Source organism: Arsenicicoccus cauae, from assembly GCF_043162025.1.
Classification (GTDB): Bacteria; Actinomycetota; Actinomycetes; order Actinomycetales; family Dermatophilaceae; genus Arsenicicoccus; species Arsenicicoccus cauae.
Genome location: NZ_CP171001.1, coordinates 1,764,013 through 1,776,027 on the forward strand (window position 1 = coordinate 1,764,013; position 12,015 = coordinate 1,776,027).

General features: G+C 71.6%; 10 protein-coding genes. 5 read left to right on the forward strand and 5 right to left on the reverse strand.

Going from position 1 to position 12,015, the window contains the following annotated elements:
* Nucleotides 1-2: 2 nt before the first annotated feature.
* Nucleotides 3-866 carry a bifunctional methylenetetrahydrofolate dehydrogenase/methenyltetrahydrofolate cyclohydrolase gene (locus ACF3NS_RS08265; protein WP_311966516.1) on the forward strand — a complete coding sequence of 288 codons (864 nt, stop codon included), beginning with the start codon at nucleotides 3-5 and terminating at the stop codon, nucleotides 864-866.
* Complete coding sequence (locus ACF3NS_RS08270; protein ID WP_154593195.1) at nucleotides 863-1,141, forward strand: DUF3017 domain-containing protein; 279 nt, start codon at nucleotides 863-865, stop codon at nucleotides 1,139-1,141. The genes ACF3NS_RS08265 and ACF3NS_RS08270 overlap by 4 nt, the downstream gene beginning before the upstream one ends.
* Before the next feature lie 84 nt (nucleotides 1,142-1,225).
* Here the strand turns inward: ACF3NS_RS08270 and ACF3NS_RS08275 are convergent, their stop codons facing one another.
* From ACF3NS_RS08275 to aqpZ, 3 genes are all read right to left on the reverse strand, one after another.
* A complete protein-coding gene (locus ACF3NS_RS08275) occupies nucleotides 1,226-2,221 on the reverse strand; it encodes a hypothetical protein (protein ID WP_392465457.1) in 996 nt (331 codons plus the stop codon).
* A gap of 257 nt (nucleotides 2,222-2,478) precedes the next feature.
* On the reverse strand, nucleotides 2,479-3,456 hold the full coding sequence (locus ACF3NS_RS08280; protein WP_392465459.1) for a malate dehydrogenase: 978 nt from the start codon (nucleotides 3,454-3,456) through the stop codon (nucleotides 2,479-2,481).
* Nucleotides 3,457-3,656: 200 nt separating this feature from the next.
* Nucleotides 3,657-4,454 carry an aquaporin Z gene (gene aqpZ / locus ACF3NS_RS08285; protein ID WP_288799948.1) on the reverse strand — a complete coding sequence of 266 codons (798 nt, stop codon included), beginning with the start codon at nucleotides 4,452-4,454 and terminating at the stop codon, nucleotides 3,657-3,659.
* A 606-nt stretch (nucleotides 4,455-5,060) separates the two neighbouring features.
* Between aqpZ and ACF3NS_RS08290 the strand changes: the two genes are divergently transcribed.
* Complete coding sequence (locus ACF3NS_RS08290) at nucleotides 5,061-7,283, forward strand: NADP-dependent isocitrate dehydrogenase (RefSeq protein WP_392465461.1); 2,223 nt, start codon at nucleotides 5,061-5,063, stop codon at nucleotides 7,281-7,283.
* Nucleotides 7,284-7,786: 503 nt separating this feature from the next.
* On the opposite strand, the gene ACF3NS_RS08295 is transcribed toward ACF3NS_RS08290, so the two are convergent.
* Complete coding sequence (locus ACF3NS_RS08295) at nucleotides 7,787-9,082, reverse strand: C39 family peptidase (protein WP_392465464.1); 1,296 nt, start codon at nucleotides 9,080-9,082, stop codon at nucleotides 7,787-7,789.
* Nucleotides 9,083-9,362: 280 nt separating this feature from the next.
* Nucleotides 9,363-10,688, reverse strand: coding sequence for an APC family permease (locus ACF3NS_RS08300; RefSeq protein ID WP_392465465.1), 1,326 nt, complete (start codon nucleotides 10,686-10,688; stop codon nucleotides 9,363-9,365).
* A gap of 239 nt (nucleotides 10,689-10,927) precedes the next feature.
* On the opposite strand from ACF3NS_RS08300, the gene ACF3NS_RS08305 reads away from it, so the two are divergent.
* Nucleotides 10,928-11,140: a hypothetical protein gene (locus tag ACF3NS_RS08305; RefSeq protein ID WP_154593188.1), complete on the forward strand. Its 213-nt coding sequence runs from the start codon at nucleotides 10,928-10,930 to the stop codon at nucleotides 11,138-11,140.
* A complete protein-coding gene (locus ACF3NS_RS08310) occupies nucleotides 11,133-11,978 on the forward strand; it encodes an oxygenase MpaB family protein (RefSeq protein ID WP_392465468.1) in 846 nt (281 codons plus the stop codon). The genes ACF3NS_RS08305 and ACF3NS_RS08310 overlap by 8 nt, the downstream gene beginning before the upstream one ends.
* Nucleotides 11,979-12,015: the final 37 nt, after the last annotated feature.

Sequence of the window (12,015 nt, forward strand, 5' to 3'; positions counted from 1 at the left end):
ACGTGACTGCGACGATCCTCGATGGCAAGGCCACCCTCGCGACGATCAAGACCGAGCTCGCCGAGCGCGTCCGCGCGTTGGCCGAGCGCGGCATCACTCCCGGTCTCGGCACGGTGCTGGTGGGCGACGACCCCGCCAGCACGTGGTACGTCAACGCCAAGCACAAGGACTGTGCCGAGATCGGCGTCGCCTCGATCCAGCGCCACCTGCCCGCGAGCGCCACCCAGGCCGAGGTGGAGGCCGTGATCGACGAGCTCAACGCCGACCCCGCCTGCACGGGCTTCCTCGTGCAGCAGCCCACCGGCCTCGACGACAGCGCGATTCTGGCGCGCGTCGACCCCGCCAAGGATGTGGACGGCCTCAACCCCGTCAACCTCGGCAACCTCGTGCTCGGCATCCCCGCCCCGCTGCCCTGCACCCCGATGGGCGTGGTCGAGCTGTGCCGCCGCTATGACATCCCGCTCAAGGGCGCCGAGGTCGTCATCATCGGCCGCGGCATCACGGTGGGAAGGCCGCTCGGCCTGATCCTCACCCGTCGCTCCGAGAACGCCACGGTCACGTCGTGCCACACCGGGACTCGTGACCTGGCGGCCCACACCCGCCGCGCCGACGTCGTGGTCGCGGCTGCGGGGGTGCACAACATCCTCACGCCCGACATGGTCAAGCCCGGGGCCGCGGTCTTTGACGTCGGGGTGTCCCGCGTCGCCGGCGAGGACGGGAAGTCACGGGTCGCCGGTGACATCCACCCCGCCGTGATGGAGGTCGCGGGCTGGATGACGCCCAACCCCGGCGGCGTCGGCCCGATGACCCGCGCGCTGCTGCTCCGCAACGTCGTCGAGTCGGCCGAGCGAGCTGCGTCCGCGTGACGTCTGTCGGGCCGGGGCGCCTCGCGCTGTGGTGGGTGCTGGGCCTCGGCTGCGTCCTGGCGCTGGCCGTGGTGGCGGTGGTGTCGCCACGGTTGGGGGGCAACCTGCTCGCGGCGGCGCTCGCCGTGGCGGGGGTGCTGCGCCTGATGGTGTCGGACGCCGCGGCCGGCGGGCTCGTCACACGGTCCCGGGGCCTGGACGTGCTGATGTATCTCGCTCTGGCCACGGTGGTCGCCGTGGGCGCCAACTCGGTCAACTGGGACCCCACCCGCTGACCTACCGGGGGTAGGGGCATCAGCCGGGCTTCGTTCGCCAGGCTGATGATCCCGCCGGGGGTGGGGGCATCGACCGGGCTTCGTTCAACCGGCGGCGCTCCACTCCTGCCCATTCGGTCGTGTCCGACCGAACAGCGGCGCCGGCGTGGGCCTCCGCAAGGCATCACCCGCGTGCTGCACCACAAGGGGGCGCAGCGTATCCCTGGCGTTGATGTCGTCCATCGTCAGATGCACGACCCCGTGGCCGGTCGCCTCCAGGGCCCGGTCCCTTGTGCGGTCCCGGCGGACGCGAGCCGTCACGAGCTGATCGTGCTCGTCGAGATACTTCCCCACGCCGTCCAGCTCGATCAGCGTGGCGGTGCCGCGCACCCGCCAGTCGGCCCGGTACCACCCGGTCGGCGTCTCGACCCACACCTGGGACTCCACGTCGAAACCGACCTGAACCAGTGCCAGCCGGGCCTTGCTCTCACCGCCGTTCTCAGCGAGCGGGTCGAGCAGCCCTGGGAGCATCGACACACGTCGTATGCCGGTCCGGCCGGCCCGACGCCCGATGGCCGCCGTGATGTCCGCGGTCTTGGCCACCCCAGACCGCAACGCTGCGTCTCCCGCGGCGACCCCCGCCGGCAACCCGGACTGCAGGGCGTACTCGACCACCGCCGCGGCCGGTCTGAGCACGGGCACGCCGGGGATGACGTCATCCGGCTGGCAGCTGGCACGGATCAGGACCCGGGTGGACGAGGTACCGTGCGCGCACGGAGGGATGCCGTCATCCAAGGTGCGTCGGGTGACCAGGACGCGGTCGAGGTCACGGTCGTCCACCGGCAGGTCGTGGAAGAGGCACGCGGACACGCCCGAGGTGACGAGGCGCCCCTCGTACGCGAGATGGGTTGCGGCCACCGTCTCCAGGTGCTGCGCTGCCGGTGCGTCGGGGAGGGGTCCGTGGGCATACCACCCGCGCAGCACGCTGTGGCACAGTCCGGCCGCCTTCGCCTCGGCCAAGGTGCGACGGCACCAGCCGAGTGCATAGGCCGCAGCGGTGCAGAAGATGGGATCCGGGGGGAGGGGGTGCGAGAGTTCCATGCCCCCGAGCCTGACGGTCACCTCGGCGCGCGAGAAGGCCCGCGTCGTCACCTGTGGACGACGCGGGCCGTGACACGCCAACCTGGGGAAAACCTACCCCTGGTAGGTACATCAGCCTGGCGAACGAGGCCCGGTCGATGCCCTTACCCCCGGCGGGATCATCAGCCTGGCGAACGAGGGCCGGTCGATGCCCTTACCCCCGGCGGGATCATCAGCCTGGCGAACGAGGCCCGGTCGATGCCCCTACCCCCGGTAGGTCAGATGAGGCCGAGCTGCTGGACCTGGTCGCGCTCGCTCTCGAGGCGGGCGGCGGAGGCCATGATCCGCTCGCGAGAGAAGTCGCCCAGCTTCAGCCCCTGGACGATCTCCCACTTGCCGCCGCGCACCCGGCACGGGAAGGACGAGATGATCCCCTCGGGCACGCCGTAGGAGCCGTCGGACGGGACCGACATGGAGACGACCTCGTCGGTGCCCAGCATCCAGTCGCGCATGTGGTCGATCGTCGCGTTGGCAGCCGAGGCGGCCGAGGACGCACCGCGCGCCTTGATGATGGCGCCACCGCGGGTGGCGACCGTCGGGATGTACTCCTCGGTGATCCACGTCTGGTCGACCAGCTCGGTGGCGGCCTTGCCGTTGACCTTGGTGTTGAACAGGTCGGGGTACATCGAGTCGTCGTGGTTGCCCCAGATCGCCAGGTCCTTGATCTCGGCGACGCTGACGCCGAGCTTCTTGGCCAGCATCGACTTGGCGCGGTTGTGGTCCAGGCGGGTCAGCGCGTTGAACTGCTCGGGGGCCATGTCGGGGGCGTTGCGCATCGCGATGAGGGCGTTGGTGTTGGCCGGGTTGCCGGTCACGAGGACCTTGGCCTTGGGGGCGACCTTGTTGAGGGCGGCGCCCTGACCGGTGAAGATCTTGCCGTTGGCGGCGAGCAGGTCGGCGCGGTCCATGCCCTCCTTGCGCGGCATGGCGCCGACGAGCATCGCGCCGTCGACGTCGGCGAAGATCTCCTCGGGGTCGTCGCCGATGACGACGCCGGCCAGGGTCGGGAAGGCGCAGTCGTCGAGCTCCATGACGACGCCCTCGAGCGCCTTGAGCGCGGGGGTGATCTCCAGCAGGCGCAGCTCGACGGGGGTGTCCTTGCCGAGCAGCTCACCGCTGGCGATGCGGAAGAGGAGGCTGTAGCCGATCTGGCCGGCAGCGCCGGTCACGGCGACCTTGACGGGAGTAGCGCTCACGAGTTCGTCCTTCACGCGGGTGGTCCGATGGGTACCTCTCGAACCTATCAGCCACCTCGGACACCCTCACCTCCTGGTGCGCCGGGCGTGACGCAGCAGACAGGAGCGACGCGGGCCGTATGCGGGGCGCCCGCCGCCGACGGGGTCACCGTCAGCGGCGGGCGCTGCGTCATACCTGCCGGGTGTGTCCCGGGTGGAGGTCAGGCGCGGGTGGCGCCGTCCTCGCGGCCGGTGCCGCGGGAGTCGACCTCCAGCTCGCCCTGCAGGTTGATGCCGGAGCGGTCGTTGCCGGTGATGGCGGTGTAGGTCAGGCCGGCGACGACCGCACCGATGATCGGGGCGACCCAGAACAGCCACAGCTGGCCGAGCGCCCCGTCCTGGTAGAACGCGACGCCGAGCGAGCGGGCCGGGTTGACCGAGGTGTTGGACACCGGGATGGAGATGAGGTGGATCAGGGTCAGCCCGAGGCCGATGGCGATCGGGGCGAAGCCGACGGGGGCGCGGTCATCGGTGGCGCCAAGGATGATGTAGAGGAAGAACATGGTGCAGACGACCTCGCACACGAGGACGGCGAGCATCGAGTAGCCGGCGGGGGAGCCGGTGCCGTAGCCGTTGGCGGCGAAGCCCTTGGATGCGTCGAAGCCGTCCTTGCCGGAGGCGATGAGGTAGAGCACGCCGCCGGCGGCGCAGGCCGCAAGGCACTGGGTGACGATGTAGGGCAGGACGTCCTTGACGTCGAACCGGCGGGCGGCGGTCAGGCCGAGCGTGACGGCCGGGTTGAAGTGGCCGCCGGAGACGTGGCCCACGGCATACGCCATGGTGAGGACGGTGAGGCCGAAGGCCAGGGCCACACCGGCGAAGGCGATGCCCATGTTGACCGGGTCGGACTTGTGCATGACGTGGGCCGCGAAGATCGCGGAGCCGCAACCGCCGAAGACGAGCCAGAAGGTGCCGAGGAACTCGGCGCCGAGGCGGGAGGCGAGCTTGGGCTGGGACACGGTGGTGCTCCTGTGGTGATGAAGGTGGTGAGGGGGGCGTCCCGGGCGCACGAACGAACTGCCCATGGTGGCACCTCGGCATGGTCGGCCGCTGGGCCGATCCCCGCGGGACGCGCGTCGTCGCGGTCTCATGGTGGCACGCCGACTCGGTGAGCGTGCGGTGTTCGGGTGAACTGCCGGGCGATTCGTCCAGTTCTCTCCCGGCGGTGAAGCGGCCGCATCGTCACTGAGCGTATGGAACTGCCCGATATAGGGCGGCATCGGTGGCAAGGACGAGGGCGGGTGCTACCCCGACGTCTCCTACTCCTCGCCCTTCGGTGCGTGGAGCACCCAGCTGCTGCAGCGGGCCGTGCGTCACGCCGCGCCCGACGTCGTGCGCGTCCCCGGGGCAGCTGCTGACCCGCCGCGGCGCAGGCGTCCGCGCGACGTCTCAGACCTCCGCGTGACAGCGGCCCCGCAGGCGGTTCGTCATACCGGCTGGATAGGGTGAGGGCACCGCCCGCCGGGCCGCACCAGGTCGTCCTGGGCCGATATCTCGACGTTGAGATATCGTGGGCGTGAGCCGTGCCGACGGCACGCACCGCAGCGACGACTTTGGAGACTCTCATGACGTCACAGAAGATTGTGTGGACGAAGATCGACGAGGCGCCGGCTCTCGCGACCTACTCCCTCCTGCCGATCGTGCAGGCCTTCACCGGTGCCGGTGGCGTGGAGGTCGAGACGGCGGACATCTCCCTCGCGGGCCGCATCCTCGCGCAGTTCCCCGAGCGGCTCACCGACGAGCAGCGGGTGCCGGACAAGCTGGCCGACCTGGGTGCGCTGGCCCAGTCGCCCGAGGCCAACATCATCAAGCTCCCCAACATCTCCGCCTCCGTGCCGCAGCTCAAGGCCGCGATCAAGGAGCTGCAGGACAAGGGCTACGACATCCCGGACTACCCCGAGAGCGCCACGACCGAGGAGGACAAGGACGTCCAGGCGCGCTACGCCAAGGTCCTCGGCTCGGCGGTCAACCCCGTGCTGCGCGAGGGGAACTCGGACCGCCGCGCCCCCCAGTCGGTCAAGAGCTTCGCCCAGAAGCACCCGCACCGGCTCGGCGCCTGGGACCAGGACGCCAAGGCCCGCGTCGTCGACATGGCGGGCGGCGACTTCTACGGCAACGAGAAGTCGGTGGTCATGGACCACGACTCGAGCCTGACGATCACCCTGCGCGGCGAGGACGGCTCCGAGACGGTCCTCAAGGACGGCGTCGACGTGCTCGCGGGCGAGATCGTGGACGGCACCTTCCTGAGCGCCGCGGCGCTGCGCTCCTTCTACGACGAGCAGATCGCCGCCGCCAAGGCCGAGGACCTGCTGCTGTCGCTGCACCTCAAGGCCACGATGATGAAGGTCTCCGACCCGGTCCTGTTCGGCCACGCCGTGCGCGCGTTCTACGCCCCGGTGCTCGAGGAGTTCGCGTCGGACCTCGAGCAGGTCGGCTTCAACCCCAACCAGGGCATCGGCGACCTCTACACCAAGATCTCGGGCCTGCCCCAGGACACGCAGGACGCCATCACCTCGGCGATCGACCGGCTGTATGCCGAGCGCCCGGCCCTGGCGATGGTCGACTCGGACCGCGGCATCACCAACCTGCACGTCCCGAGCGACATCATCGTCGACGCGTCGATGCCCGTCGTCATCCGCGACTCCGGCCAGATGTGGAACGCCCGGGGCGAGCTGCAGCCGACCCTCGCGATGATCCCGGACCGCTCCTACGGCCCGATGTACCAAGCGGTCATCGAGGACTGCAAGCGCAACGGCGCCCTGGACCCCGCCACCATCGGCACGGTTCCCAACGTCGGGCTCATGGCGCAGAAGGCCGAGGAGTACGGCTCCCACCCCACGACCTTCGTCATCCCGAGCGACGGCACCGTCGTGGTCACCGACGCCGAGGGCACCACCCTCATGGAGCATCAGGTCGAGGCGGGGGACATCTGGCGCCAGGCGCGGGTGCGTGACATCCCGGTCCAGGACTGGGTCAAGCTGGCAGTGACCCGCGCCCGTGCCACCGGCGCCCCGGCCGTGTTCTACCTCGACCAGGGCCGCGCCCACGACCGCAACGTCATCGCCAAGGTCGAGCGCTACCTCCAGGACCACGACACCGACGGCCTGGAGATCCAGGTGCTGGCGCCGGTCGAGGCGATCACCTACTGCCTGGAGCGGATCCGGGCGGGCGAGGACGCGATCTCCGTCACCGGCAACGTGCTGCGCGACTACCTCACCGACCTGTTCCCGATCCTCGAGCTGGGCACCTCCGCCAAGATGCTGTCGATCGTGCCGTTGCTCTCGGGCGGCGGGCTCTTCGAGACCGGCGCGGGCGGCTCGGCGCCCAAGCACGTGCAGCAGTTCGTCAAGGAGGACTACCTGCGCTGGGACTCGCTCGGCGAGTTCTCCGCGCTGGGCGCCTCGCTCGAGCACCTCGCCTCGACCTACGACAACGCCAAGGCCCAGGTGCTGGCGGACGCCCTCGACGTGGCGATCGGGCGTTTCCTCGACGAGAACAAGTCCCCGGCCCGCAAGGTCGGCCAGATCGACAACCGCGGCAGCCACTACTACCTCGCGCTGTACTGGGCCCAGGCCCTCGCCGCGCAGGACCAGGACGCCGAGCTCAAGGAGCGGTTCACGTCCGTGGCCGAGGAGCTGGCGGCCAAGGAGGAGCAGATCAACGCCGAGCTGATCGGGGTGCAGGGCAACCCGGTCGACCTGGGCGGCTACTACAAGGTCGACGACGCCAAGGCGTCAGCGGCGATGCGGCCGAGCGCCACGCTCAACGCGATCATCGACGCGATCTGATCGGACGTCGCGGGCGTCAGCCTGCGCTGCCTCGAGAGGCGACAGATCGGGGTCATCCGGTGCGGACAACCCCGATCTGTCGCCTCTCGACGTGGGGGAGGGGCAGGGGCCGGGCGGGTCAGCAGGTGTCAGCCGAGCCCTGTGGCGATGGCCTGCGCCGCGCGCGAGCGCAGCGCGGGGTCCGCTCGGACGGACCGCTCCAGCTCGACGTGCACGAAGTCAGCACCGACCGCCCGGGCGTGCAGCCCCTGGACGTTGGTGCGGGCGGTAGGGGCGTCAGCCGGGCTTCGTCCGCCAGGCTGATGGTCCGGCCCCCGGTAGGGGCGTCAGCCGGGCTTCGTCCCCCAGGCTGATGGTCCGGCCCCCGGTAGGGACGTCAGCCGGGCTTCGTCCCCCAGGCTGATGGTCCGGCCCCCGATAGGGACATCAGCCGGGCTTCGTCCGCTGGGCCGCCTCCGGTGCGTCAGCGGGGGCTGTGGTCGCTCGACCTGCCCCCGCCGCGGTCACCAGTTGCGCTGGGCCGGCGCTGCCGGCAGGGCCTTCCACGTCGGCCGCATGACATAGGTCGTGCCGCCGGAGCGGGCCCAGGCGTTCTCGAGCTGGGCCCGGTTGTAGGTCCTGCGGACGTAGGCGTTGGAGGCGCGCATCCCGGAGGCGGGGTCGTTGACCACCACGTTGCCCGCGCCGTCGAAGCCGACGATGACCATGAGGTGCCCGTTGGTGCCGAAACCGGCGCCGGTGAGCTGCGAGCTCGTGAACGACGTCGAGATCACCAGCGGGATGCCGGCCGCGATGAACCGCTCGGCCTCGTCGAGGGACCGCAACCTCGTGACGAACGCGTCCAGGCCCCGGGTTCCGGCATACGCGGTGTTGAAGGCCCAGTTGCCCGACCCGTTGTAGCCGTAGTCGAAGGCCTTGGCGACGGCGTGGTCGACCTGTGGGTTGGTGTGCGGCTTGGGGCTCACCCAGGCCACCTCGGTGCTGCCGGGACCGGCCTTCCAGTAGTCGAGGACCATCGCGGTCGACGTGCCGGAGCACCAGGCCTCGCCGCCACCGTTGAGGCTGGGGTAGTGCCCGGCGTGCACCATCTGGCTGTAGGTCGGCACCGCGAGGACGACGCCGCGCGCGCCGCCGACCGGGCTCACCGGGACGTTCACCGTCGATCCGGTCGGCACGGCCGAGGACATGACGTTGGCCGCCGTGACGGTGGGGGTGGCGGTGGTGCCCGCGGGGCGGTTGAGGGTGATGCGGAGCCGCCAGCTCCGGAACGCGTAGCCGGCCTTGGCGCGGAGCGTGTCCGTCGCGACGCTCGCGTAGGCGTCGGCCTGCCCGTTCACGGTCATGCGGTAGGGCGAGCCGGGCTGGATGTCGGACCAGCGGCCGAGCGAGAACCACTGCGTGGTGGCGCCGCTCGTCGTGGTCGCCTGGACCCACACGGAGATCCACGTGCCGCCGGGGGTGATCGCCCGCCACGACGGGATGACCTGCGTCATCGCGAACTCCGGCGTGTACCACCCGGTGGTCCAGGTGCCGTGGTCGTAGGTCCGGGTGGTGCGGGGGCCGTAGGGGTCGGTGTAGGTGAGCCGTCCCTGCGGGACGCCCATGACGATCGTGCCGGCGGCGTACCGTGTGCCCGTGTGGTAGCCGCCGCTGAGGGCGGAGCCGAGGCAGCGCCAGAGGCGGACGTTGCGGACCGCCGCGGCCTGCGCGGAGGGGCTGCCGAGCGGGAGGGCGAGGGCCGTGGCCGCCGCGCCGGCGCCGGCGAGCACGGCCCGACGCGAGGGGGAGAAGTCGGTCATGCGGGGACTGTATGACGCACAGTCACCATCCGTCACGCAAAGTATTGCGAGTTCACCCGACGGCGGCAGATGCATCGACCGGCCCTCGTTCCCCAGGCTGATGCCTTTACCCCCGGCGGGTCCGCGGGTCGGTGAGCCTGACCGACCTGGATCAGCCCGTATGACGCCCGCCCGGTCCCGGCGCGCCCAGAGTGGTCACCGATCCGACATCTGGGGCCTGCTGATGTCGGATCTGCGACCACTCTGTCGACGTGCGGGCGTGCGGACGTGCTGTCGCGGTTCAGGCGGGGGTGCGGCGGCGCCAGGCGGCGATCCCGGCCAGCAGTGCACCCACCGCGAGGAACGGCAGGCCGTAGCGCCAGGTCTCCGCATCCACCCGCGTCGCCAGCAGCAGGCACGAGAGCAGTCCGAGCACGGGCAGGACCACCGGCGCGCGGAAGTGACGCTGCGAGACCTCGTCGCGGCGCAGCACGAGCACCGCGAGGTTCACGGCGGAGAAGACCACGAGCAGCAGCAGGACCATCGTGCTGGCCAGCACCTCGATCGTGCCCGTCAGCGCGAGCAGCAGCGACAGCGCCGTGGTGGCCAGGATCGCGACCCACGGGGTGCGGCGCTGCGGCAGCACCCGCTGGAGCGCCGAGGGCAGCAGGCCGTCGCGCGCCATGCCATAGGCGAGGCGCGAGGACATGATGCCGGTGAGCAGGGCACCGTTGGCGACGGCGACCAGCGCGATGACCGAGAACAGCACCGGGGGTATGCCGCCCGCCGCCTTCACGATCTCCAGCAGGGGAGCGCTCGAGGACGCCAGCTGGTCGGTGGGCACGATCGCGCTGGCGGCGATGCCGACGCCGGCATAAACCAGCCCTGCGACCACGAGGGCCCCGAACAACGCCCGCGGGTAGGACCGGGCGGGGTCCTTGGTCTCCTCGGCGACGTTCGCGCTGGTCTCGAAGCCGGCGTAGGCGTAGAACGCCAGCACGCTGCCCGCCAGCACGGCGCTGATCGGAGAGTGCTCCGCGGTGCCGAGCTGGGTCAGCCGGCTGAGGTCGCCGTCGCCGCGCGCGATGACGACGATCCCGAGGATCACGATGAGCACGAGGCCGCCGACCTCGATGATCGTGGCGACGGCGTTGGCGCCCATTGACTCGGAGATGCCACGCGCGTTCAGCGCCGCCAGCAGGGCAAGGAAGACGACCACGACGCCCACCGTCGGCAGCGTCACGAAGGCCGCCAGGTAGTCGCCCGCGAAGCCCAGCGCCAGCGCACCGACCGAGACGATGCCGGCCGCGAGCATGCAGAAACCGACCAGGAAGCCGACGAACGGCCCGAACGCGCGCGTGGCGTAGTGCGACGAGCCGCCCGCGCGCGGGTACTTCGTGGCGAGCTCGGCGTAGGACGCCGCGGTGAGCAGCGCCAGCAGCAGGGCCACCACCAGCGGCACCCAGACGGCGCCTCCCGCGGTGCCGGCGATCTTGCCGGCGAGGACGTAGACGCCCGCCCCCAGCACGTCGCCGAGGATGAACAGGAACAGGCCGGTCGTCGTGACGGCACGGCGCAGCGTGGGGTTCCCCGAGGACGTGGCCTCGAGGGCGTTCTGGGTGGGCATGCTGTCACCGTACGTGCGCGGCGACGCGCGGAACGCGTTGCCGCGCACCGGAGCCGCGGCGCCTGCCCCGCCGTGCCCCCGCAGCACCCCGCCAGGCCCCGCCACGCCTGGTGCGCGGGGCGAACGTCATACGGCATCTCCCTGCCGCAGGACCGGCCGCCGCACAATGGTCAGCACCGGGGCCACCCACCGGCGCGCACCCGCCGCCGAGACCGGCTCCTCCGTCGAGAGGCACCGACATGAGCGACACGACCGGTCAGCGCGCGACCAACGACGAGGACCTCCGCGACGAGGATCGACGCGACCGGCCGATCGGCGGATCCGACGACACGGCGGGCGACGACGGGGGCCAGGTGTCCGAGACCGGTCTCGGCAGGACGGCTCCCGACGGCGGCGCCGACGCCGTGCCGAGCGAGCACACCACCCCCGGCCAGGACGGAGCCGATGTCTGACGGGCGGGTGACGACGGTCCTGCAGCGCCGCATCGGGGAGGCGGTCCGCGAGAAGGTCGCCGGCGCCGACGCCGTGGCCGCCCACGACCGCATCTGGGGCACGCCGGGCGAGCGGTGGTTCACCGAGGACGACCCGATCTGGCGCGTGCACGGCGACGCGTCGATGTTCGCCGCCGGGATCACGGCCCTGCTGCTCCAGTCCCTGCACCCCTCCGCCATGGCCGGGGTCGCGGGGCACAGCGGCTACCGCGGCGACCCCTGGGGGCTGCTGCAGCGCACCAGCCACTACCTCGCGACCACGACCTTCTGCACGATCGAGCACGCGGAGCAGGCCATCGCCACCGTCCGCAGCGTCCACGAGCGGGTCCGGGGCAAGGATGACCTCGGCCGGCCCTACCGCGCGAGCGATCCGCACCTGCTGCGCTGGGTGCACGTCGCCGAGGTCTGGTCCTTCATGACCGGGCACCAGCGCCACGGGTCGCGACCCCTCACCCCGGCCGAGGCCGACACGTATGTCGCCCAGACCGCCATCCCCGCCGCCCGCCTCGGTGCCGCGGGCCTGCCCGCGACCGTCCGCGAGCTCGAGGAGGCGTTGGCCAGCTACCGGCCCGAGCTGCGGGTGACCCCGGCTGCCCGGGACGCCGCCGACTTCCTGCTGCGCGAGCCGCCGCTGCCGCGTCCGGCGCGTCCCGGCTATCAGCTGCTGGCCCGAGGCGCTGTCGACCTGCTGCCGGGATGGGCCCGCGACGAGCTGGGCCTCGCCCGCCCCGCGCTCGCCGCACCCGCCGGTGCAGTGGGCACCCGGCTCGTCCGCTGGGGCCTCAGCGCCGTCGGCTGACCCCCGCCTCACCCCCCTCGCTCCGGACAGCCCACCA

Coding starts and splice junctions, on each gene's coding strand:
- ACF3NS_RS08275 (WP_392465457.1), bottom strand. CDS start 2,221: ATGGAACTCTCGCACCCCCTCCCCCCGGATCCCATCTTCTGCACCGCT.
- ACF3NS_RS08290 (WP_392465461.1), top strand. CDS start 5,061: ATGACGTCACAGAAGATTGTGTGGACGAAGATCGACGAGGCGCCGGCT.
- ACF3NS_RS08295 (WP_392465464.1), bottom strand. CDS start 9,082: ATGACCGACTTCTCCCCCTCGCGTCGGGCCGTGCTCGCCGGCGCCGGC.
- ACF3NS_RS08300 (WP_392465465.1), bottom strand. CDS start 10,688: ATGCCCACCCAGAACGCCCTCGAGGCCACGTCCTCGGGGAACCCCACG.
- ACF3NS_RS08305 (WP_154593188.1), top strand. CDS start 10,928: ATGAGCGACACGACCGGTCAGCGCGCGACCAACGACGAGGACCTCCGC.
- ACF3NS_RS08310 (WP_392465468.1), top strand. CDS start 11,133: ATGTCTGACGGGCGGGTGACGACGGTCCTGCAGCGCCGCATCGGGGAG.